Below are 23118 nucleotides of genomic sequence, written 5' to 3' on the forward strand. Positions count from 1 at the left end.
AGAGCTTCGCAGTGGAAGTTGATTTCCCTACCCTTCGTATGAACTGTCCTGTTTTTCCGGTGGCAATGTCGGAGGGGTCCCACCCGTTCCCATCCCGAACACGGAAGTTAAGCCCTCCAGAGCCGATGGTACTCCGCGGGAAACCGCGCGGGAGAGTAGGTCGCTGCCGGATTTTTTTTGAAGGCCTCGAGTCCACACCCCTGGTGTCGACTCGGGGCCTTCGCCTTTGCGGGCTTCGCGCACTTGGCCGCGCCTCCGCACTGTCGCTTTCGGACATCGCCTCGCGCCCTCCGTGGAGTCCGGGCCCGCGCCACGCTACGCCCTCATTCCATGAGCGAGCGAGATCTGTTGATGATCCCCGGCCCGGTGGAGTTCGACCCCGAGGTGATGCGCGCGCTGGGAGCCAAGACGGCCAGCCACGTGTCCCCCGAGTTCATCGCCGTGTTTGGCCGGGCCCTCCAGCGCCTGCGCGAGGTGTGCATGGCCCCCTCGGCCCAACCCTTCGTGGTGGCGGGCAGCGGCACGTGGGCCATGGAAATGGCGGTGGCCAATCTGGTGGAGCCGGGCGAGCGCGCCCTGGTCGTGAACACCGGCTACTTCAGCGACCGCATGGCCACGTTGCTCGAGCGCTACGGGGCCGAGGTGGTGCAGGCTCGGGCCTCCCCGGGCGAGGTGCCGGACTCGGCGGAGGTGGAGCGGTTGCTCGCGGGCGGCCGCTTCAAGCTGATGACCGTCACGCACGTGGACACCAGCACCGGAGTGCTCGCACCGGCGGAGGCGCTCGTACGGGCGGCCCACCGGCACGGGGTGCTGTCCGTGGTGGATGGGGTGTGCGCCACCGCCGGCGAGACGTTCCACCAGGACGTGTGGGGTGCGGACGTCTACCTCACCGCGAGTCAGAAGGCGCTCGGAGTGCCTCCGGGACTGGCGCTCTTGAGCGTGAGCCGACGGGCCATGGACTCCTGGCGCGCTCGCCGCACGCCCGTGCGCTCCTTGTACGCGGACTTCGCCGAGTGGCTTCCCATCATGGAGGCCTATGAAGCGGGGCGGGCCGCGTACTTCGCCACCCCGCCCGTCAACCTCGTGTACGCACTCGAGGTGAGCCTCGGACAGCTCCTGCGTGAGGGCATGGAGGCGCGGTTCACACGGCACCGTCGCATGGCGGGGGCCTTCCGGGCCGCCTGGCGCGCGCTGGGCCTGCGCACGCTGCCCGTGTCCGAGTCCGTGGCCGCCCACACCCTCAGTGCCCTCTACTTTCCGGAGGGCGTGGATGCCGCGTGGGTGGGCAAGGTGCGCGAGCAGGGTGTGGTTCTCGCGGGGGGCCTTCATCCCCAGCTCAAGACGCGCTACTTCCGCGTGGGGCATATGAACGTCGTGAGCCCGGGGGATGTGCTGGCCACCGTGGGGGCCATCGAGCGGGCGCTCGCCGTGGCGGGCCATCGCATTGCACCGGGCGCGGCCGTGGCCTCGGCCCAGGCGGCCCTGCTTCCACCGGGGTGAGTCGCGTGGCTCCCTCATCCCGGCGCGGAGGGCCCGCGGGGCCCTGAATAGGCCCCGTGGTAGACTCCCGTCTCCTGGGGTGACGAGGCCTCGCTCCAGGGCCACAGGGAGCCCATGAGCACGATCGCGCAAGGGTTGTCGGACGGTGAATCGCCACTGTTCTGGCAGCAGGAAATGGAACAACGGCTGGCGCTGGCGACACCGCGGGACACCGTGCGAGGACTCTTCTTCAAGAGCATGCTCGACAAGGTGCGCGCGCTCGATGGTGAAGCGGCCGCGAGGCACTGCCTGCTGGCCAGCGGAGAGCGCAACTTCGTGGAGTTCTTCAACTATCCCATCAGCGCCCTCATCCGGCTGACCTACGCCGCGGGGCAGGTGCTGAGCCCCCGGTACGGCGGCTTCGACAGGGCCATGTGGTTGTTGGGACATCAGGCAATGACGGACTTCCTCGACTCCCTCATGGGCAGGGCGTTGAAGCACCTCTCCGGTCAGGACACCCGGAGCCTGATGATCAGCATTCAGGGCATCTACCGGATGACGACGAGTTATGGGACTCGCCAACTGGTGTGGGATGGGCCCACGACGGGCCGTCTCCTCCTCACGCGCAACTTCATTCCCCGCGCGTACCACGAGGGCGGCCTGCGGGCCACGCTCGACCGGATGGGCGCCCAGAACGTGAAGCTCAGCGGACAGCAGCCGTCCGTCCTCGATTATGAGTTTGAATTCTCCTGGGAATGATCGTTTCCCCAGGCGCGCCGGAGCGCGACCTGGAAAGGGCTTCTCACCTGGCTGCGACTGAGCAGCGCCGCCCGCGGCGGCGAGCTTCGCCGTGACCCTCGCATTCCACGCGCTGCCTGGTCCATGACATGGCTTAGTCTGGAGATCTCTTTCATCGGAGATAGCCATGTCCGTGTTCAGCCGTCTGTTCGAGAAGAAAACCCTGGCTCGCGACCTGCTCGCGCTTTCGCTGGCCCTGGGAGCCACGGCCGTGCAGGCCGAGGGGCCGAGTCTGGCCGAGGCCTACAAGGCGCTCGCCTCCCGCAAGATGGTCGATCTCACCCACAGCTTCAGCCCCAGCACGCCGGTATGGCAGGGCTTTGGCCAGGCCACCTTCACCACCGCGTCGGATCCGAAGACCTACCGACCCTACAACCTGGAGAAGGATGGCTTCCGCACGACCTTCTATTCCATGGTGGGTCAGTACGGCACCCACGTGGATCCTCCCGCGCACTTCCACGAGAACGGAATCACCCTGGATCAGATCCCCTTGCGGGAGATGATCCTTCCTCTGGTGGTGCTCGACATCACCCCGTCGCTCGCCAAGGACCCCAACCACGCGATCACCGTGCAGGACATCCAGGATTGGGAGAAGAAGCACGGCCGCGTGCCGGAGGGTTCCTTCGCCGCGCTGCGTACGGACATGTACAAGGACTGGGGAAATCCCGAGCGCTTCAAGCGCTACCCGTTCCCCGCCTGGTCCCTGGCGGCCGTCCAGTTCCTCTTCGAGAAGAGGAAGATCACGGCCATCGGGCACGAGTCGCTCGACACCGACATCACGTCGACGCTGGACGCGGAGAAGTGGGTGCTGGGCCAGGGGCGCTATCAGATCGAGGTCATGGCCCATCTGGACAAGGTGCCGCCCACGGGGGCGCTGATCGTCGTGTCCTGGCCCAAGGTGGCCAATGGTCTGGGCTTCCCGGCGCGCGCCTTCGCCATCCTCCCGTGACCTTCCTGTTGCCTGACGGCGTCGACGTGTGAAATTGAGTTTTTCCGGGAGGAATTGAAAGTGAGGAAATCCTCGCACTCGGGGTTCCTTCACCTGGACTGTGCATTCATGTTGCCAGCGACGTGGATTGATCTTCTACTTGAGAGGAGCCCCACCATCCCCCCCTCTCCAGACGATGCGTCGTCACGTGAGTGCCATGGTCCACAAGAGACTCGTCCCTGTCCTCGGTCTTCTCCTCGCCTGGGCGTCGCATCCGTCCGCGCATGCGGAGGGAGTGGGGGCCGTTGAGTACAAGAACACGATTGGCAAGATCAGCGGCCTCTTCGAGAAGCTCAAGTATGAGCAGGCGCTCGATCAAATCGGACTCGCGCGTGAGCGCCCGTTGAGCACGTCCGCGCTCGTGACCCTGTCCCTCTATGAGGGCATCCTCTTGTTCGAGATGGGGAAGCTCGAGGAGTCCGGAGAAGCCTTCCAGGTGGCGATGATGCTCCGGCCCAATGAGCAGCTTCCTGAGCAGGTCTCCCCCAAGGTCGAGGCCCACTTCGAGGCCATCCGGCAGAAGGTTCAGCGGGAGATGCTCCAATCGCTCGAGGCCCACCAGAACGTTGCGACGAGTGACACCCCCCCAGTGGCTTCGTCCAAGGAGAAATCCTCGCCGAAGTGCGCGTCCACACTCATCGCGGCCAAGGGCAGGACCTTGAAGGCCCAGCAGTTGTGGCGCCTCGCCTCGATGGAACAGATGCTGTGCGCGCGCGGGATTCCGCGCAGTGCGGTCTCTGGAGCCATGGCGACCTTGAAGACCCAGGTCTCGGAGGCGGGCACGATCACCGAGTGGGTGCGTGTCAGCCAGGAGATCGACCAGCTCGCCCACCAGTTCGCCCTCTATCCCTCCTCCGAGGGTTGGTTCCAGGCGAAATCCGCCGTGCCGGAAGAGCTCTGGGAAGTCGGGGACGAGGACCAGGACGTACCTCTGCCCGAAGCGCCCGCCGTGGTCCCTCCAGTTCAGGAGCCACCAGCGAATCTGTTCGGATGCCGGGCGGCTGTCGCCGCGGAGTGTGAACGGCTCATGATGCGGCTGATTGCGCTTCAGGCGCGGACCACTGATATGGATGAGGCCAGCAGGAGCACCGCTCTGAGCGCGCTGTTCCAGTTGGGCCAGAAGGTCCGAGAAGCCGATTCCAGCACGCTTCTGGAGGCAGCCTCTCGTGGCATCGACGACTGGGCGGCGAAGCCTCGTGAGCCATCGCCGCCTGTGCAGCGAAGCCTCGCTGAAGCCTCACTCCTCGAGTAGATTGATTCCGAGAGAGCTGTTCGCTCCCGCCTTCACGTCGAGGATGATTTCCTTCGTCCTGCGAATCTCGTCGTTGACCAGCTTCAGGGTGTGGCGTCCTGGGCTCAGCTTCAGCCCCCTCAGGGGAGTCACGCCCAGACGCTTGCCATCCACGAAGACCGTGGCGTAGGGCCGGACGCGCAATTCCACGAGCGGCGCGACCGACGCGAAGCTCTTGTGTTCCACCGGTCCGGCGGGCTCCGAATCCGCCACGGGAGGTTCCCCTGGCGCCGGAGTTTCCGCGCCTGGAGTCGGCTCGTCCGCTTTGGGCGGCGGCTGGGGGAGGGGGGCGGGTGGGGCCGCGACCTGGGGCTCGGGTGCGCTCCTGGGGATAGGGGCGGAGCCCTGAACCTCCGGCTGGGACTTCATCCGCCAGAACGCCACGCCGCCGCACGTCGCCAGCAGAACTCCGCCGAGCAGGGCGGGCCCCCACCGGTTCGAAGAACGAGGCTTCTCGGCCGACATCACGGGGCGCCGCACGGCCGCGGCGGCACCCGAAGGGCGTGGCGGCACGGCCGTCTGACGCGCCGTCTCCGTCATCGGCCGCGGTGCCTGGCCGTCCATGTCGGGGGAGGACTCGGGGACGGGTGGCAGGGTGGGCCGTGACGGGCGCGTGGGTTCGAGTTCGGCGGTCCGGGGGAGTGGGGTGACGAGGGTATTGGGAATTTCCCTCGAGCGAGGGGATGGGCGCACGTTCGCGGTCAGCGCCTCGTTCGTGCTCGAGGAGGGACGTCTCCTGGCGAGGTTCGGTGGCGCGGAATCCGTCGGCACGGGGGCCGGTGTCAGGGCCGGCATCGGCGTGTCCGAGGTCGCCCGGATGAGCTGGGCCACCTGCTGCGTGGTCACGGGCTTGCCGGCGGAGACGATGAAGCTCTCCAGCTCCGCCTGCAAGTCATGGCAGTCCGGATAGCGTTGCTCGCGCTCCCTGGCGAGTGCCTTGCCGAGGATCCTCCTCAGGGGCTGTGGCAGATCCGGACGGAGCCGGGCCGCGGGAATGGGCTGCTCGTAGAGGATGGCCTGCATCAGCCCGGCGTCCGTGTCCGAGATGAAGGGGCGCTGGCCCGTGAGCAGCTCGTAGAGCACCACCCCGAGCGCGTACACATCCACACGCCGGTCCAGCTCCCTGGCCCGTATCTGTTCGGACGGCATGTATGCCAGCTTGCCCTTGATGACGCCGCTCTCGGTCTTGTGGGCCTGCCCGGCGGCCTTGGCGATGCCGAAGTCCACCACCTTCACCGCCCCCTGCCGGGACAGCAGGATGTTGTCCGGGCTGATGTCCCGGTGGATGAGTCCCAGGGGCTCGCCCGTGTCGGGATCGGCGAAGTCGTGGGCGAAGGCCAATCCCTCGCACGCGTCGGCGATGAGCCGGGCGCATATGGCGGGCGGCAGGGCCAGTCCCTGGGCCGCGGCGCGTTTGATGAGCGCGCGCAGACTGGGGCCGTCGATGTACTCCATGGCCAGGAAGTAGGCGCCATCGGCCTCGCCGAAGTCGAAGATCTGCGCGATGTGCGGATGCGTCAGCCGGGCGGCGAGCTTGGCCTCGGACAGGAACATCTGCACGAAGGCGGGCTCCTGCGCGAGTTGGGGCAGGATACGCTTGAGCACCAGGGTCTTCTCGAAACCCATGGGCCCCGCGGCCTTGGCGAGGAACACCTCCGCCATGCCTCCCGCGGCGAGCTTGCGGACCAACTGATACTTCCCCACCTGCTGTGTCGCGTCCAACGCTCTCTCCCAACGACTCCGGAGGTCGCGCTCCGGTCCGGGCACTCGTGAGGCTCTCTCCTCACGCGGCCGGGCCAGGGGATATCAGGTGGCGTTTCCCTTGTCGTGATCCTGGCTGGCCGCGGAGGGCGAAGCGGGGACCGGAGCCGGGGCCGCGCCCGGTGGTGAGTCCCAGGAGCCGCGCTCGCACTGGAGCAGACGCTCAAGGACGGCGAGCGCCGGTGCGCTTCCCGCCGCGCGGACCTTGTGCTCCATCCCGATGTTGAGCAACTCCATGCGCAGGCGCATGGCATCCGCTTCGCGCTCCTCCGTCTTCAACTCCACGGCCTGGAGGTTGTCGAGCCAGGAGCGCTCGGCGACGAAGCCCAGCCTGCGCACGAGCGACTCCACGACGTAGCGCTGCTCGGGGCGCCCGGTCCGCGACACGTCGAGAATGGGTTTGGAGAGAAAGGCGCGCATGTCCACACCCCTGACGCGCCGTTGCAGCCAGGCCTCCGACGTGGAGATGGGCAGGTCCGTCGTCTCACCATCGACCTTGGCGAACGCATGGGCCTCGGCGTAGCTCACCCGTCCATCCCCGTCATGGTCGGCCGACGCCACCGCGCTCCCCGTCCGGCTGACGCCCGCGAGCCCCGCGAAGAAGCTGGAGCTGTAGTCCCGGTAATCCGCCTCGTCCACCTCCGGGGTACACCCGACGGAGGGGAGGTACTCCACCGTGGCGAAGAAGCCACAGCGGGGCTGCGCCACCACGGGACGTCGAGGGTTGGCGTCCTGGTAGATGAAGTTGGCGAACGAGCCGGAGTAGCACTGCGACATCATCGTGACGACGGGGGTGGTGCTCGGGAGCCGGCCCAGGAAGAGGCCAAAGGCGCGGACCGTCAGCGTGTCCGAGTCCCAGAGCGCCAGGTGGTTGTTGTTCAGGTTGTTGCCATTCATCCCCCCATGGCCCGTGAAGTAGAGGAAGACCGGCCGCTCGGGCGCGTTCCGGGCCTTGTCCTCCAGCCACTCCAGGAAGTGCTCCAGCGTCGCCGCTCCCTTGAGGTGGGGAATCTCCAGGGACTTGAACGAATCGCGCGCGCGCTTGTCTCCGGCGCGGTAGCGCACCGTGGCCTTCCCGTCCGTCCCATTGGCGAAATAGATGGACGCCGACTCGGGTGCGAGTCCGAGCGATTGCAGCGTCCGCTGGAAGTAGAGGACGTTCTTCTCCAAGGCAATCTCATTGCTGGCCGGCTCTCCGCCGCCCCCCAGCACGAGGAAGTTGGAGGCCCGCGGAGGGGTCCGCAGGGGCTCGAAGATCGCCTCGGGCTCGGAGACCTCGGGCTCTGGATCCTCGAACGAGGGATCCATCCATTCGACGACCTCTCCGCCCCACTCCTCGGGGGGCGGAGCCCTCTTGCACCCGGATGCACCCAGGAGGAGCACGGCCAGGCTGGTCTTGAGTCTCGATCCCCGTGTCATACCGGGAGAATCTAGACCCAACGCGTCGACGCCCGCACCCTCCACGCGGGTCGTCGACACGGCGAACTGTTCAGCCCTTGAGCACCGCGATGGGCGTGAGCCGCAGCAACGGCGTCACGAGCTCCTCCTCATCCTCCATCACCTCGGTGATGTCGCGGTAGACGGCCGGAGCCTCCTCGACCAGGGAGGCGGAACGTCCCACGTCGAACACCACGCGGCGCAGGGCATGCTCCAGCGCGTCCGGACGGATGCGGGCTCGAGCCTCCTTGCGTGTCATCACCCGGCCCGCCCCATGCGAGCACGAGCCGAAGGAGCGCGGTTCGCCTCTTCCCGTGACGAGGTACGAGGCCGTTCCCATGCTGCCGGGAATGAGGCCTGTCTGTCCGGGTACCAGACCGATGGCCCCCTTGCGATGGACGAGCAACGTGCGGCCGAAGTGCTGCTCGGCCGCGACGTGGTTGTGGTGGACATCCACGCGGGAGTCCCACAGTGCTTCCCTCCCGAGCAGGTCGGCGAGCACCGCCCCCGCGCGAGACAGGAGCGCGTCGCGATTGGCGCGGGCGAAGTGACACGCCAGCCCGGTGTCCGCGAGGCAGGCGGCACCCTCGGGAGTGTCTGTGCCCAGGCCGGGCAGCGAGCCCTCCCCATGGACCTGGGCCACACGCACATGGTGGGCGGCGATGGCGGCACCGACACCCCGTGAGCCCGTGTGGAGCAACAGCCAGAGGTCCCCCCCCGCGTCCCGGTCTAGCTCGAGGAAGTGGTTGCCACCCCCGAGCGTTCCCAGATGTCTGGGCGCCAGTCTTTCCCACTCGCGCTGGAGGCGGTGGGTGGACAGGCGCGCGGCTTCGAGCCCGGGTGGCAGTGGCAGCCCCCGTCCCCGGTGGACCGCGTCGCCCACGGGCACGGCCCGCGCGAACGCGGCGAGCAGGCGTGTCAGCCCCGCTCGATCGATCGCGGAGGCGGGGTAGTCGAAGCGCACGGCGCTCACCCCACAGCCGAGATCTCCCCCGAGCGCCCCGGGGACGATGTGGCGCTCGGTGGCGAAGACGGTGCCCACCGCGACCCCCTCGGACATGTGGACATCCGGCATGGCCGCCACGTGCTCGACGACGTAGGGCTGGCTCGCGATGTGTTGGAGTTGCTTCACCGCGCCCGCCGGCACCGCGCGGGCCCAGGCGAAGATGGGGACGGCCCCCGGTGGGCTTTCAAGGAGGCGCGGCATCATGCCTCACCCCCTTCCTCGTGCTCCTCTCGCCAGGCGGGCGCCTCGCCCACGTAGATGAAGCGCAGGTGCGGCACCCGCTTGAGGTCCAACCCCAGCGCGAGTTGCGAGCGGATGAAGCCGCTCGCGCGTTCGAGGGCCTTCTCGACGGGCGCGGGCCCCGTGGCCGCGACATCGGAGGGCAGGGTGAAGCCGATACGGGCGTTGCGCCCGTCCGGCGTGAGCTCGAGTGACGTCACCGCGACGCCCTCGAGCAAGGGATCGGACAGCTCTCCACGGAAGAGGCGGGATACCTCCTGGAACAAGGTGGACTGGACGCGCAGATGGCGCGCGGGGATGGAGTCGGCTTCAGAAGACAGCAGGGAAGAATCCGTGCCCCTACGCGAGGCGCGGCCACGGCGATGCTTGGAAGAAGTCATGAAGACAAACGGTTCCCGTCAGGCCAGACGAGTCCCCATGGCCCCGGACGCGGAGCACGCGGAAGACACGTCGGCCAGGTCAGATCGACAGAACTCCGTGCCGGCACCCGCGCACCCAAGGCGGCAGGCCCGTTCGTCTCGACTTCAGCGAGGGAGCGGAGCGCGCCCGGTCAGGCGAGCGTCGGCGAGGAGCGACCCGAGACACCGTTCAGTACAGTTCCCATGGCACACCTCCCACCACGCGAGTCATTCGCACGATCCACTCGGCGCAAGGTGCCACCGCACCTCGCCCGAGTCAACGCCCGGACCGGAACACGCACCCAGGCGGCCATTCAACCAGATACCTTGATAACTCCAGCTCCATCCCGCGCCGTAGCCTGGAGTCCCCCCATGCAGCAGGGTCCGAGCCTCGATGACTTCGTCCTTCTCAAGCGCCTGGCCATGGGCGCCATGTCCGAGGTGTTCCTCGCGGAGGTGAAGGGTGGGGTGGGGCCGGACCGGCTGGTGGCGCTCAAGCGGATGCGTCCGGAGGTCGCCGGAGACGAGAGCTGGGTGAATCAGTTCCTGGACGAGGCTCACCTGTCCACCCTGCTTCATCATCCGTTCCTGGCGCGGCTGCGCACCTTCGGCCAGCAGGATGGGTTGCTGTTCCTCGTGTTCGATTATGTGCACGGCCTCACCCTGGCGCAGCTCCTGGAGGCACGCAGAGCCGCAGGGCAGGGGCCGCTGCCCTGGGCCCACGCGGCTCGCATCGCCACGTACGTGGCCGAGTGTCTGGCCTACCTGCACGTCCTCCGGGGCCGGGAGGGTCAACCCCTGGGCCTCGTCCACCGGGACATCCATCCCGGCAACATCATGATCGCCGACACCGGAGCGGTGAAGCTGCTCGACTTCGGGATCGCGCGCAGGAGTGGACGGCTGACGGAGACGCAGCCCGGCCGGGTCAAGGCCCGTCTGGAGTATGCCGCGCCCGAGCAGCTTCGCGAGGCACCGCTGGATGGCCAGACGGACGTGCATGGACTGGCGCTGACGCTCTACGAGCTGCTTTCGGGCGTGCAGCCCCTGCGGCGGGACACCCCCATGCGGACGATGGAAGCGGTGCTGAAGGAGGTCCCTCGCGGACTCGGCACGGTGCGGCCCGCCGTGCCCGAGGCGCTCCAGCGGATCGTGACGGCGGCCCTCGCCAAGGAGTCCTCGCGACGCCCGTCGTTGATGGAGCTGCGCACGTCGCTCGACCTCACCCTGCGCGCCGATGCTCCCCTGGTGGGCCTGCCCGAACTGGCCGCGCTGGTGGCTCCCTGGCTCCCGGGCTCCGGGCGCCTCGCCTGGGGCCAGGACCGCGCGCGAGAGGGCGCCACCGTCACCCACACCGCCGACGTGCCCCGCTCGACCCGAGGGACGAAGGGCTGACGCTCAGTCTCCCGCCTTCAGCCCGTAGCGGTTGAGCAGTCCGTGGACGTGGCTGCGCGCCAGCCCCGCCGTGCGCGCCACCTCCGAGATGTTGTTGCCGCACCGCGCGAGCAGCGCCGTCAGGTACTCGCGGGTGAAGGCCTCCACCATGCGCTCCTTGGCCTCCTTGAAGGTCAGGCCGCTCAAGTCCTCGGTCGCGGTGACAGCGCTCACCGGCTTCGTGTCCGGCAGCTCCGCGTCCCCCGCCGCGAGGACCCGGTGCACGAAGTTGCGCAGCTCGCGCACGTTGCCTGGCCAGTCGTAGCCCACCAGCCGTTGCACCAGCTCCTCGGTGAGTGGGAAGTCCGGCTGGCCGGCCTGCTGGAAGAGGTGTCGCGTCAGCAGGGGGATGTCCTCCGCGCGCTCGCGCAGCGCGGGGACGCGCACCGGCACCACCGCCAGCCGGTAGTAGAGGTCCGCCCGGAAGCGCCCCGCGGCCACCTCCGCCTTCAGGTCGCGGTGCGTGGCCGCCACCACGCGCACGTCCACGTCCTTCGCGGCGTTGTCTCCCACCCGGCGCACCGTGCCCGACTCCAGTACCCGGAGCAGCTTCGGCTGCAGCTCCAGCGGAAGCTCGCCCACCTCGTCGAGGAAGACGGTGCCGCCATCCGCCTGCACCAGGTGCCCCTGTCGCTCGGTATGCGCGCCCGTGAAGGCCCCCTTCGCGTGCCCGAACAGCTCACTCTCGATGAGCGAGGGCACCACCGCCCCACAGTCCACGATGACGAAGGGCTGGTTGCTCCGAGGCGAGGCCCGGTGGATCGCCTCGGCCAGCAGCTCCTTGCCGGTGCCCGTCTCGCCGAGCAACAGCACGGAGAAGGAGGAGCGCGCGGTCCGCTCCAGCATGCCGAACAGCCGCTGCATCGCGGCGCTCTGCCCCAGCGCCCGTCCGAAGGTGGTGCGGGGCGCGGGCTCGGCTGCCTCCTCGGCAGGCTCGGGCATGACAAGCAGTGTCGTCTTGCCCAGCGTGAAGCGGGCCTCGCCCGCGACGGTCACCTCGTGGATGCGCACGCCCAGCGACCAGGTGCCGTTGCGCGAGCCCACGTCCCGGACTCGCACTCCCTCCGGCCGGGCTTGGAGCTCCAGGTGGACCCGCGACACCGTCGGATCGCTCAGCCGCAGGCCACCCTCCACCTGGGTGCCCACCAGCAACGTGCCTTCGAGGGGGATGTCCCGCCGCGCGTCCGGCCCCGTCTCCACCACCACGCGGAATCGAGGACCCCGCGCTGCTGGTCGCCCCTCCGCCAGGGCACCGGGAATCAATGGTTCGGTGGAGGAGAAGCCCATGCGGTGTGGCAACATAGAGTCCCCCATGCCTCCCCACAAGCAAGCCTCCTCGTGCGCGACCTGTGGCCTGCCCGTCCCGTTTCCGGGAGCCGCCTGCACGGAGTGCACCGCCATCACCCTGCACGCCGGGGAAGCGGGAGGGCGTCCGCAGGTGCCGGCGCGGCCCTCGCTCGCACCAGGAGACGTGCTGGAGGGCAAGTGGCGGCTGGAGGCGCTGCTGGGCGCCGGAGGCATGGGCCAGGTGTACCGGGCCCGGGATCTCGCGCTCGAGCGCACCGTGGCCATCAAGCTGCTCCACGAGCCGCTGTGCGAGGACCCGGAGAGCGTGGCGCGCTTCGAGCGGGAGGCGCGGGCGATGGCTCGGTTGGAGCACGCGCACATCACCCCCATCCACGCGGTGGGCCGCGAGGGCGGGCGTCCCTTCATCGTGATGAAGCTCCTGGAGGGCATGTCCCTGGCGCGCTATCTGCGCTCGGTGCCTGGGCCCATGCCGGTCCCGGAGGTGCTCGCCCTGGCGCGGCAGTTGTGCGCCGGGTTGGACTTCATCCACCAGCGCGGCTGCGTCCACCGCGACATCAAGCCGGGCAACATCTTCGTCTCGCCCGGTGGGCACGCCACGCTGCTCGACTTCGGCATCCTCTGGGAGCACCGTGGCGAGGACTTCACCCGGAGCGGCGTGCGGCTCGGCACGCCCAGCTACATGGCGCCGGAACAGGCTCGGGGCGAGCCCGTCGACGGCCGCGCGGATCTCTTCTCCCTGGGGCTGGTGTTGCTGGAGGCCTTGACGGGGCTGCCTCCAGCGAGCACCTGCCGGCTGCTCGGCGAGGGGCCTCGGGCCGCGGTCCCGGCGCTCCGGGCGCAGGCCCCGTGGCTTCCACTTGCCTGGGCGAAGGTGCTCGTCCGGGCCACCGCGATGAATCCGGAGCAGCGCCAGGAAGGTGCGCTCGCGTTGCTCGCGGCGCTGGAGGAGGCGGAGCGCGCGAGCGCGAGTGCGCAGGTGGAGTTGGCGGCTCCCGCGTCGACCCCCCCTCCAGCGCCGGCTTCCTCGGGGCGAGGCATGCACGTGCGGCGCGTGTCCCTGCTGCTGTGGGGTGGGGCGGGCGTGGGCGCGCTCCTCCTCGTGCTGCTCACGCTCCGCGGCACGGCGGAGGCCCCGGCCCCGTCCGCGGTGGTGGTGCCGGACTCCTCCCTGTCGGCCGCTCCAGCCGGGCCCGCCGCCGCCACTCCGAACCCGGCGCGGGATGCTCCCCCGGTTCCAGACTCCGCCCCGGTTCGAGGCGATGCGCCGGCCCCCACCGCACCAGGCGTGGCGACCACAGCCGCCCAGGTGCCAGCGCCGGCGGCTCCCGCTTCCGACACGCCCGCTTCCAACACGCCCGCTTCCCCGACAACGGCTTCTCGCCGGACCCGGGGCGCACAGGCCCCGCTCGCGTCCTCTCCCGTGGGCGGCGACTCCCGCAAGCGGACGAAGCAGGGCAGGGGAGAGCTGCGTGTGGTGACCCTGCACCAGGGCCGGGCGGTCTGGGCCAACGTCAGCGTGGACGGTAAGCACCACGGGGCCACCCCGGTGTCACTCGAGCTGCCCGATGGGCGTCACTCCGTGCGCGTGGAGCGCGACGGCTTCGCCCCGCAGGAACGCTCCATCGAGGTTTTGCCGGGTACGAAAGCAGTGGTACGCATCGAGCTTCACGAATGAGCGTTCCCCTGTTGGTGATGTCGCTGCTGCTCGCCGCCGGTTCACCCGCCGACGAGCATCGCGAGTTGGATGCGGCGCTCGAGGCCCTGTCCGAAGGGGACTTCGAGTCCGTGCTCTCGCGTGTGAACGCGGGATTGAAGAAGACCCGGGACGAGACGGATCGTGCGCGGCTACTCCTGGTCCGGGGCGAGGCGTACGCGGCGCTCCGCCGCTACTCGCAGATGGAGGCCGCATTCGCCCAGGCGCTCGAGTCGGACCCGGACGTGCGTCTGGAGCCGGAACGTGTGCAGCCCACCGTGGTGGCGCTCTTCGAGCGCCTGCGTGAGCGGCTCCGGGGCGAGCTGGCCGTGGAGGTCGATCCTTCCGGCGCGGCGCTGGGGCTGGATGGACAGCCGCTCGGACAGGCGCCCTGGCGGGGTCCGGTCCCCATCGGAACGCACACGTTGGACGTGGGCGAGGGGAGAACCTCGCTCCAGGTCAAGGTGCGGCCCGGCCGGACGGAGCAGGTGCGCGTCGTCCTGCCCCCAACGGCTCCGAAGGAGGCGCCCTGGTCCGGACTCGCCTTCAGTGCCCAGGCCCGGGCCGCACTGGGCTTGTCCCCCCTGTCGGGCGTGGGACTGGAGGCCGGAGCGAGGCTGGCGGGCACGTATGTCTATGGCGAGCTCAACGCCACGGTGGGCAGCCGGTTCGGGGCGTCCGCGCGACTGGGCGCCCAGGCCCCGCGGCTCGTGGGGCCGCTGACCTTCTTCCTCTCGCTGGATGCGTACGCCCTGGGAGGGCCGTTCCTGTTCGGCGGCGGGCTGTCCGCCGGAGCGAGCCTCCCGCTGTCCAGCACGTTCGACCTCTTCGTGGAGGTGAGCGGACGCCTGCTCCCGGCGAGTGCCTCGTACAGCACCACGCACCTGCTGGGCGTCACCGGCTTGCGCTTCACTCCTGGCGGGTAGCCGCTCCCGGCCGTCCCTGGCGACGCCGGCGGAACCAGGGCCACAGCAGCACCGGCAGCGGCACGAGCGCCCCTGGCGCCGAGGTGCAGCCCAGGCCCATCGTCCAGGGCCCCGCCGCGCCGCCGTCCACGTCTCCTCCGGAAGTGCCGTCTCCCTCCACCTGGAGCGTCGCGGGGAGGAAGTCCGGATGAGAAGCCGCCAACGTCATCACTCCGCGGGAGCCTTCCGGACGGAAGTACACGCGCCGCTCGGAGCTGCCCGTGGGAAGACGCACGCGCTCCACCGGGGATCCGCAGGCCTTCTCCGTATGGAACTGGCCCTCTCCCGCCGTCGTGGACAGGGATACGTCCGTCTCGTACGGCGCGGGCGCGAGCGCCCCGGTGGCGGAGTTCCGCAAGGACACGTCCACGGCGATGCACCCCGAGGATGTGCTCGCGTCCGCCGGCCGCTGGAGCCGCAGCCGGCTCGCCATGGGCGCGGCGCTCACCCGCAGGTCGTCGAAGTCGATGGAGCCCGTGAAGTACCCCTGGTCCGTCCACGGCTCGCCCACCTGGAGCCACTTCAACACGTACATCGTGGTGTTCCGCCAGTCGATCCCGGAGAGCGCGGCGCGTTCATCGGCCTCTCCCTGCTCGACGCCGTCCACCCACAACCTGGCTTCTCCGTGGGTGGTCCCCAGTCCCCGGGCGCTGAACTCGACCAGGTACCAGCGTTCCTGCTCCACCTGTGTTCCATGCACGCTGGCGTAGGTCTGCTCCGTGCCCTTGCTGACGGACAGTTCCCAGACTGGGCTCGGTGGCAGGAGCCGCAGTTCCACCCTCATCGGATTGGCCTGGATGGCCACCACTTTCCCGAGATTGCCGACGTCGCGCAGGCGCATCCACGAGCGGAGGAAGAACTCCGAGGTCAGGGGAGTGCTCTCGAAGTCGGTTCCCCCCTGGTACTCCGAGGCGGAGCTGTTGTTGCGGTCGATCAGGGTGAGGCCGTACTGCCCCCGGTGGGCTCCCTCCGCCCCGTTGACGAGGGTGTTGGGGCTGACACTCCTGGCATTGTCCCACCGCCCCTCGGGGGCGATCAGCGCTCCCGTCTCGAAGTCATCCGAGAACCAGTCGGTGGTGGCGGCGGCCGCGGTCAAGGGCTGGAGCAGCACGCAGCTTCCCAGCACCAGGCCTGCCCACGAGGGTCTGACCCATTCAGTGCTCATCCTGACGGAGTCTAGCAGCATGGTGTGTGTGGGAGGGCCCGTGTGACGAGTTGTGGGAGAAATGGTCATCCTGCTGGAAACGGTGACACTCGTGTGAAATCCGCGCGGCCGTGGCATGAAGCTGACATGGCGTGGGTAGACGACGGCCATGTTCCTCCACGCACTCGGACACTTCCACCCGGAGAACCTCATCACCAACGCGTTCTTCCAGGACATTGGCCTGGAGACGAACGACTCCTGGATCGTCGAGCGGGTAGGCATCCGCACCCGGCATACGGTGTTGCCGCTCGACTACATCCGTGAGACCCGCAACCGGGACGTGCGCGGAGCGCTGGAGGCCGCGCTGTATTCCAACGCGGAGACGGGCAAGCGAGCGGCGCTGATGGCGCTCCAGCGCGCGGGACGTGACGTGAAGGACGTGGGGATGGTGGTGGCGGGCGGCTGCTCACCCGACGAGTGCATTCCGGCGGAGGCCTGTCGCATCGCCGAGGCCCTGGGCATCGAGGCGCCCTCCCTGGACCTCAACGCCGCCTGCTCGTCCTTCTGCGCCCAGCTCCACTTCCTGGCGGGCATGCGGCCGGAGCGCCTGCCGGACTTCATCCTCGTGGTGAACCCGGAGAACTCCACCCGGGTGGTGGACTACTCGGACCGCTCGAGCTGCGTGCTGTGGGGCGACGGCACCAGCGCCGCGCTGCTCAGCCCGCGCGTCCCCGGACCGTGGCGCATCACCCAGACGCTGCTCGGCGGAAGTCCCTCGGGCGCGGACAAGGTGAGGGTGCCCCGCGCCGGCCACTTCACCCAGCAGGGCTCCGCCGTCCAGGCCTTCGCCATCAAGCGCGCCAGCGAGACCTTCCTCGAGCTGCGCGCGCATTACCTCGCCGCCTCGCCGGAGCGCACCCCGGAGGGGCTGAGCCTCATCGGACACCAGGCGAACCTGCGCATGCTGGAATCGGTGCAACGGCGCACGGAGGTCGCCGACGCGCGTCACTTCTCCAACGTGGAGTACCGCGGCAACTGTGGCGCCTCGGGCGCGCCCACCGTGCTCTCGGAGAACTGGGACAATCCCCAGGTGGGAGACGCGGTGGCGCTCGCGGTGGTGGGCAGCGGCCTCACCTGGGCGGGCGCCCTGCTGGAGCGCTGCCGCTCGGAGTAGTCCCGCGCGCGTCACCGCGCCCGCTCACGCTTTCGGACCGAGGTCGAGGCCCAGTGCCTCGGTCGCGAAGCGGGCCATGCGCTCGAGGAGCTGCCGGTTTTCGTCCAGGGCATTCCGGCCGGCCAGATTCGTCGCCGACTCCAGCCGCTCGTTGCAGCGCAGATCCAGACAGAGATTCACGCCCACCCGGCGCTTCGAGTCGACGTCCGTGGTGAGCAGCCCGATCTGGTCCGCCGAGCCGGAGGAGCGGCACCAGTCACACACCCGGAGCGCCAGGGTCTTGTCGCCCTGCTGGTCGCGGCGGAAGGCGATGCCCGTGGGCTTCTTGCCTCCCGGTGGGGCGAACACGAGGAAGACGCGAACCCCGTGGGGATCCACCCACGAGAGGTAGTCGCGGACGAAGAGGGGGAACTGGGTGCCCTTGGGCGGCTCGACGAACTTGCGATCCCTCGAGCGGAAGGCGCCCAGGAACTCTTTCTCTGTGTCGATGAGGAACATGACTGGCTCCGCAGGTTAGCACCTCGCGCACGACGACCGAGGGCCACTGGGACTGACGAACACGTCGGCGGAGAGGCCAGCATATCCCCCACACGGCGGGGGACTCAGAGCCGCTTCAAGAACTCCAGCAGGTCCTGCTTCTGTTCGGGGTTGAGCGCCTCGGGCAGACCTCCGGGCGTCTCGGGGGGGTAGACGGGCGGCAGGTTCATCTCCGTGGTGAAGGGCAGGATGAGCCGACTGTAGCCGTCGATGACGTCGCGCAGGGTCTCGTGGCTGTTGTCGTGGAAATACGGAGCCGTCCCCGCGATGCCTCGAAGCGACGGCACGTCGAAGGCCTCGAAATCCGAGGGATCTCCCGTGATGAGGGCGCGGCCGGGATCCGTGGTGAACCACTGGGGCAGGCCGTTGGGACCGACGATGGGCAGTCCGTTCTCGTCGAGCGCCGGAGTCGGATCGAAGGGCTCACCACTGGCCGTGACCGGGAGGGGCGGAAGTTCGGTGACGGCGTGCTGGCGCGTGCCGTCCGTATAGAAGCGGAAGCGGTAGCGCGGCAGCTCCACGGAGGAGGTGTACAACGGGAGCCGTCCGATCTGCCCGAGATAGGAAAGCGACCCGAACCCGATGTTCACGAACTCGTTGCCCGGACGAGGTACCCGCACGGGAACGGGCCCCTGACCAGGCACCTGGGTGAAGAGGACGTTGCCGTCTGGCTTGAGCGCGGCGGAGAGTGAAGCGTGGACGGCGCGGTTCGTGATCTGGTTCGTGGTGGGGCCGCCATGACATGCCGCGCAGGCCAGCTCGAAGACCTCTCGGCCACGCTGCTCCTGGAGGGTGAGCATCATGAAGTCCTCGGGAGAGGGAATCTGGTCGCGGGGAACGCCGGCCTCGAGCAGCTTCGAGACGAACCGGGCCCGGGGTGACGAGAACACACTCCGCTCGAAGTCGGCGATCTGCTTCAGCGGCGCGAGCCCCACCTCGTATCCCTCGCTGTGACTGAGGATCGCGGCCTGAGCCTGCTCTTCCAGCGTGGCCGCCCGGCCATCGAGCTGATACGGCCCGGAGATCGCCATGTCCTCGATGGTTGGCACTCCACGCCAGACGGAGATCTTCCGGTCGGCGGGGGTGATGACGTTGCCCGCGTCGTCGATGACGTCCATGTTGCTGGGAAGCGGCAGGACGACACGGACGAGGCCCTTCTTGAGATGCTCATACGTGGGCCGCGCCGCTTCGGGGTCGTCCGCGTCGATGCGCCGGAAGAGCGGATCCTCCGGGTTGGCGGCCAGTCGCGCCTCGACGCTCGCGGGCCTCAGCGTCGTGTGCTCGCTCAGGGTATGGCACGTGGCGCAGGAGCGCCCGTTGGTCTGGGGAAACGCCTCACTGAAGAGACGCTTGCCGGCGGTGACATGACCCAGGGAAGCCTGGGCTTCGGTCATGGCCTGGACTTCGATGGCCCGCGCTCCCTCCACGTCTGAAGTGGGGTTTGAACAGCTCGCGAGTCCGCCCCATGCCACCACACTGGCCAGACTCGCGAGGAACCGATTGGAAACCATGTGTGCGTCTCCCCTTGAGGAATTCACCAGGAAACACCGGGGAGCCGCGGAGGTGTCACCGGGGGCTCGATGTTTTCACGGCACACGTCACGGGAGCGTGGCGGGGGCCGATGCCCACTGCCAGGCGGAGCCGCGGTGCAGGGCCGCGTAGATGCGGTCCCTCAACTCGTTGCACTCGGCGTGGGTGAGTGAGCGATCGAGCGCGCGCAGCACCACGCGCAGCAGCACGTTCTTCTGCCCGGGGGAGATGCCGAGCCGCTGCACGGCGGCGGGTGGCAGCGCCTCGTAGGGCGTCTCCGAGAGCACCTCGACGGCTTCCACCACCTCGGCCTGGGGGCCGAGCGCGGCGCGCACCACGTCTCCCAGCTCCTCGCTGGTGGCGTCTCCCTCGAGCACCAGGGACAAGTCCCTGCGCACCGAGGGCATGCAGGACACCTCGTGGTAGGGTTCCAGGTCGAGCAGCTGCGAGCGGATGCGCGGATCCTCGGCACGCAGCAGGCGGATGTCGTCCAGGCCCTTGCGCAGCATGAGGATGCGATCCATCCCCAGGCCCATGGCCAGCCCCGAGGTGCGCGCCGTATCGAGCCCGCTGTCGGCGAGCAACTCGGGATGGGCGAGGCCACACTCGCCAATCTCCACCCACTCTCCGCCCTGGTGGACGTCGATTTGCAACCCATCCGTGGTGTAGGGATGCCGGGCCGGGGTGACGCGCCACTCCCGCCCGGGAAGCAGCGCGCGCACCACCGTCTCCACCATGTGGCGCAGCGCCTCGACGCCGAGCGGAGCGCCCCGCCGCACGCGCCAGAGATCCATCTGGTGGGGTTCGCCGGTGTGCAGCCGATCGATGCTGTCGCGGCGATAGACGAGCCCGGGACAGGCGAGCAAGACGTCCTCGGGGGATTGAGGTGTGGTGGCGAGCTGGCGCAGCAGCGGCGGAATCATCGCCGAGGTCTGCGTGCGCAGGAGCGCGGTGTCACAGACATAACGTGTATAGCGCTCGTCACGGGCGGCACCGCCGGGCGGGTAGTGCAGCCGATCATAATTGTCGGAGACGGAGACGATGGGGCTTCGCCGGTGCAGCCGCACGTCACAACGCCACGCCTCGCGCAGAGCGACGAGCACGTCGTCGACGAGACGTTGCATGGCATGCGGGCCGGAGGAGGGATCGGTCAGGTCGCGAATGGACAGGGCACGGCGGACAGCGTCGGTGCTGAGGATACGGACGGACATGGAAGGGCTCTCGGACTGGAGTGGAAGGAAGACAGCTCCAGGCGACGCCGGGTCCTCGAGCGGAGGAGCAGGCGGCGCCACGCTCGGACACCCCCCGAACCCCTGGTCCAGGTGGACGTCACGCCGAGAGGCGATCCGCCGAGGGAGAACGGGCTAGCGACGCAGCACGGCCTCCCGGCACCTGGTGGGGCTCGGGGGGCGGCTAAATCGACGCTGGCACGTCAGGAGAATCATCGCTCGTTGAATGTAACCGCGCTCCGGGCCGGAATCAATCCAGGGCTTCGCGGAAGCGTTGGGCATGGACATCATCGTTTGTTCATTCAAACCCTGTCCACGTGGGCGCGACCCGCTCTTCCTCATTCCAGAAATACTGGAAAAGCGTGACGATTGTTCTGGCTCGGATTATATGGCGCCTGGAGCGTTGGTGGTGAGGTGCATGCCCTCATCGTCGACGAGTTCCTGCCACGCCGTGCGACCGCGAAAGGACTCATCGTGCGCAAATCGTTGCTTCCCCTGCTGTGTCTTTCATTCCTGTCGGCCTGTGGAGCCGAGACGACGCCGCTCGGCATGCCGGAGACGGGCTCGGCGCCGGACGCGATGGGGATGGACAGCGCCTCGCTGGCGGCGCTTCCCAAGCTGCGCGTGAGCGGCAACAAGCGCTTCTTGGAGAAGGAGGACGGCACGCCGTTCTTCTGGTTGGGGGACACGGCCTGGCAGGTCCTTCCCTATCTCAACCGCTCGGAGATCCAGACGTACCTGAACAACCGCGCGGATAATCGTTTCAACGTCATCCAGGCGGTCGCCCTGGGTCCAGAGACCGGTACGGGTGCCAATGCCCAAGGTGACGTGCCCTTCCTGAATGGCAATTACACGACGCCCGCCACCACGACGGGCAATGATCCGAACAACGCCACCCAGTACGACTTCTGGGATCACGTCGACTACTTCATCAACGAGGCCGAGGCGCGCGGCATCTATACGGCGCTGCTGCCCACCTGGGGCGGGCCCGTGGCGGAGGGTGCGCTCTCCGCGTCCGCTGCCCAGTCCTATGGCGAGTTCCTGGGCCGCCGCTATGCCAGCAAGCCCATCATCTGGGTGCTCGGGGGAGACACATCGCCCGTGGGAAAGGAGGCCGTCTGGCGCGCGCTGGCCAAGGGCATTGCCCTCGGCGTTTCCGGCAACGAGGACTACAGCAAGGTGCTGATGACCTTCCACCCGAAGGGCGGGACGAAGTCCTCGCTCTGGTTCCACAACGAGCCATGGCTGGACTTCAACATGCAGCAGAATGGCCATAGCACGAGCAAGACTGTCTGGAAGGATATCTCGTACGACTACAACCTCGCGTCGCCGAAGCCCACGCTGGACGGAGAGCCCACCTACGAGCAGATCCTCATCGATCTCCAGGGCCCTGGTCATACCAATGACGCCGACGTTCGGAGGTTCGCGTATTTGACCGTGTTCGCCGGAGCCTTTGGCATCACCTACGGACACAACTCGGTGTGGCAGATGTACGCACCGGGCCGCCCGGCGCGGTTCTCGCCCGTGAACTACTGGTACGAGGGCATCAAGGCTCCGGGCGCGGTGCAGATGAAGTATCTGCGCCAGCTCATGGAGTCGCGTCCGATGCTGGGTCGCATCCCGGATCAGGGCGTGTTGACCACGGTCATCAACGATGCCAACCAGTACCAGCGCATCCAGGCCACGCGGGCCTCGGATTCCAGCTACGCCTTCGTCTACAGCGCGTCCGGTCTGCCCTTCACGGTGAACATGGACCGCGTCGCTGGTGGAACGGTCCGCGCCCACTGGTATGACCCGCGCACCGGCAAGGCGCAGTGGGTGGGAACCCATGCCAACACGGGCACCCGGCAGTTCACGCCTCCCAGCAGTGGTCTGGGCAACGACTGGGTGCTGGTGCTGGACAATGCCTCACTCAACTTCCCGGCGCCGGGCGGCTCGACGACGCAGCCCCCGGTGCGCGAGGGGTACTCGACATCCGCCGCCTCGGCTTCTCCCTCCAGCGTGGCCCCGGGACAGACCGTCAATCTCTCGGTGTCCATCCGGGCCGCCGCCGCGGTGTCGGGCCGCAACGTGAAGCTCTCGGTGCGCAACTCCGTGGGCGCCGTCCAGACCGACCTCAACTTCGTGAGCCAGAGCTTCGCCCAGGACGAGTCCAAGACGTACACGCTCGCCTACTCCGTGCCCCAGGACCTGGCCAGCGGCACGTATTGCGTGACCTCGGGCGTGACCGATTCGGGCTGGGCCACGTGGTACTACTGGGACAACTGCGCCACCTCGTTCACGGTCTCCACCGCGCCCGCACCGGCCGTCGGCTTCTCCCTCGTGTCCGCGACGGCTTCCCCCACGACGGTGAGCCGCGGCGGCACGGTTCGGCTCACCAGCACCTTCAAGGCGAGCGCGGCCGCCAGCGGCGTGAACGTGAAGCTCGACGTGCGTGATTCCACCGGCGCGAATTTTGGTGACAGCTACCCGATTGGCAACCTGAGCTTCACTCAGGGGCAATCGCAGACGTTCCAGCGCGACTACACCGCCCCATCGACCCCGGGCACCTACTGCCTGGGCACGGGCGTGGCTGATCCGACCTGGGTGACCTGGTACGTGTGGAACAACTGCGCGGTGAAGTTCACGGTGCAGTAAGGCGTCGGGGGTGGGCGCGAGCCCACCCTTTCCAAAAACGAAAGGCACCCTTCACGCCCTGGCCGTATCCGG

18 protein-coding genes and 1 rRNA gene are annotated in these 23118 nt (G+C 68.5%); 10 read left to right on the forward strand and 9 right to left on the reverse strand.

Annotated elements, in window-relative coordinates; genetic code table 11:
• Positions 1–55 precede the first annotated feature (55 nt).
• The 5 genes from rrf to F0U63_RS17270 all read left to right on the forward strand — a co-directional run bounded on the left by rrf (position 56) and on the right by F0U63_RS17270 (position 4517).
• Positions 56–172: ribosomal RNA gene (gene rrf / locus F0U63_RS17250) — 5S ribosomal RNA — on the forward strand.
• 158 nt (positions 173–330) lie between these two features.
• The gene (locus F0U63_RS17255) at positions 331–1500 is read left to right on the forward strand and encodes a pyridoxal-phosphate-dependent aminotransferase family protein (RefSeq protein ID WP_395847009.1); all 1170 of its coding nucleotides are present in this window, start codon (positions 331–333) and stop codon (positions 1498–1500) included.
• A 114-nt stretch (positions 1501–1614) separates the two neighbouring features.
• Complete coding sequence (locus tag F0U63_RS17260; RefSeq protein WP_395847010.1) at positions 1615–2238, forward strand: TIGR02265 family protein; 624 nt, start codon at positions 1615–1617, stop codon at positions 2236–2238.
• Positions 2239–2404: 166 nt separating this feature from the next.
• On the forward strand, positions 2405–3226 hold the full coding sequence (locus F0U63_RS17265; RefSeq protein ID WP_395847011.1) for a cyclase family protein: 822 nt from the start codon (positions 2405–2407) through the stop codon (positions 3224–3226).
• Positions 3227–3608: 382 nt separating this feature from the next.
• On the forward strand, positions 3609–4517 hold the full coding sequence (locus tag F0U63_RS17270) for a hypothetical protein (RefSeq protein ID WP_395847012.1): 909 nt from the start codon (positions 3609–3611) through the stop codon (positions 4515–4517).
• Here the strand turns inward: F0U63_RS17270 and F0U63_RS17275 are convergent.
• The 4 genes from F0U63_RS17275 to F0U63_RS17290 all read right to left on the reverse strand — a co-directional run bounded on the left by F0U63_RS17275 (position 4503) and on the right by F0U63_RS17290 (position 9380).
• Positions 4503–6218, reverse strand: a complete 1716-nt coding sequence (locus tag F0U63_RS17275; RefSeq protein ID WP_395848380.1) for a protein kinase — start codon at positions 6216–6218, stop codon at positions 4503–4505. The genes F0U63_RS17270 and F0U63_RS17275 overlap by 15 nt on opposite strands.
• 144 nt (positions 6219–6362) lie before the next feature.
• Positions 6363–7736: a Caspase domain-containing protein gene (locus F0U63_RS17280; RefSeq protein ID WP_395847013.1), complete on the reverse strand. Its 1374-nt coding sequence runs from the start codon at positions 7734–7736 to the stop codon at positions 6363–6365.
• Between the two features lie 70 nt (positions 7737–7806).
• Positions 7807–8964, reverse strand: coding sequence for an RtcB family protein (locus tag F0U63_RS17285; RefSeq protein WP_395847014.1), 1158 nt, complete (start codon positions 8962–8964; stop codon positions 7807–7809).
• Positions 8961–9380 carry a ribosome-binding factor A gene (locus tag F0U63_RS17290; RefSeq protein ID WP_395847015.1) on the reverse strand — a complete coding sequence of 140 codons (420 nt, stop codon included), beginning with the start codon at positions 9378–9380 and terminating at the stop codon, positions 8961–8963. The genes F0U63_RS17285 and F0U63_RS17290 overlap by 4 nt, the downstream gene beginning before the upstream one ends.
• Before the next feature lie 390 nt (positions 9381–9770).
• Between F0U63_RS17290 and F0U63_RS17295 the strand changes: the two genes are divergently transcribed.
• Entirely contained in the window at positions 9771–10790 is a 1020-nt protein-coding gene (locus tag F0U63_RS17295; protein WP_395847016.1) for a serine/threonine-protein kinase, read from the forward strand.
• A gap of 3 nt (positions 10791–10793) precedes the next feature.
• Here the strand turns inward: F0U63_RS17295 and F0U63_RS17300 are convergent, their stop codons facing one another.
• Complete coding sequence (locus tag F0U63_RS17300) at positions 10794–12131, reverse strand: sigma 54-interacting transcriptional regulator (protein WP_395847017.1); 1338 nt, start codon at positions 12129–12131, stop codon at positions 10794–10796.
• Between the two features lie 10 nt (positions 12132–12141).
• Between F0U63_RS17300 and F0U63_RS17305 the strand changes: the two genes are divergently transcribed.
• Both F0U63_RS17305 and F0U63_RS17310 read left to right on the forward strand, forming a co-directional pair.
• Positions 12142–13812, forward strand: coding sequence for a serine/threonine-protein kinase (locus F0U63_RS17305; RefSeq protein ID WP_395847018.1), 1671 nt, complete (start codon positions 12142–12144; stop codon positions 13810–13812).
• Entirely contained in the window at positions 13809–14756 is a 948-nt protein-coding gene (locus F0U63_RS17310; protein ID WP_395847019.1) for a PEGA domain-containing protein, read from the forward strand. The genes F0U63_RS17305 and F0U63_RS17310 overlap by 4 nt, the downstream gene beginning before the upstream one ends.
• Here F0U63_RS17310 and F0U63_RS17315 read toward each other — a convergent pair.
• Positions 14740–15960 carry a LamG-like jellyroll fold domain-containing protein gene (locus F0U63_RS17315; RefSeq protein WP_395847020.1) on the reverse strand — a complete coding sequence of 407 codons (1221 nt, stop codon included), beginning with the start codon at positions 15958–15960 and terminating at the stop codon, positions 14740–14742. The genes F0U63_RS17310 and F0U63_RS17315 overlap by 17 nt on opposite strands.
• A gap of 148 nt (positions 15961–16108) precedes the next feature.
• Here F0U63_RS17315 and F0U63_RS17320 point away from each other — a divergent pair, with 148 nt between their 5' ends.
• Positions 16109–17113, forward strand: a complete 1005-nt coding sequence (locus tag F0U63_RS17320; RefSeq protein ID WP_395847021.1) for a 3-oxoacyl-ACP synthase III family protein — start codon at positions 16109–16111, stop codon at positions 17111–17113.
• A 24-nt stretch (positions 17114–17137) separates the two neighbouring features.
• On the opposite strand, the gene F0U63_RS17325 is transcribed toward F0U63_RS17320, so the two are convergent.
• The 3 genes from F0U63_RS17325 to F0U63_RS17335 form a co-directional block, all read right to left on the reverse strand.
• Positions 17138–17611 carry an FBP domain-containing protein gene (locus F0U63_RS17325; protein ID WP_395847022.1) on the reverse strand — a complete coding sequence of 158 codons (474 nt, stop codon included), beginning with the start codon at positions 17609–17611 and terminating at the stop codon, positions 17138–17140.
• Between the two features lie 104 nt (positions 17612–17715).
• On the reverse strand, positions 17716–19044 hold the full coding sequence (locus tag F0U63_RS17330) for a cytochrome c peroxidase (RefSeq protein WP_395847023.1): 1329 nt from the start codon (positions 19042–19044) through the stop codon (positions 17716–17718).
• Between the two features lie 204 nt (positions 19045–19248).
• Positions 19249–20391 carry a hypothetical protein gene (locus F0U63_RS17335; RefSeq protein ID WP_395847024.1) on the reverse strand — a complete coding sequence of 381 codons (1143 nt, stop codon included), beginning with the start codon at positions 20389–20391 and terminating at the stop codon, positions 19249–19251.
• A gap of 432 nt (positions 20392–20823) precedes the next feature.
• Between F0U63_RS17335 and F0U63_RS17340 the strand changes: the two genes are divergently transcribed.
• Positions 20824–23046, forward strand: a complete 2223-nt coding sequence (locus tag F0U63_RS17340; RefSeq protein WP_395847025.1) for a DUF4038 domain-containing protein — start codon at positions 20824–20826, stop codon at positions 23044–23046.
• The last annotated feature ends 72 nt before the right edge of the window (positions 23047–23118 follow it).

The organism is Cystobacter fuscus (assembly GCF_044360685.1).
Lineage (GTDB): Bacteria > Myxococcota > Myxococcia > Myxococcales > Myxococcaceae > Cystobacter > Cystobacter fuscus_C.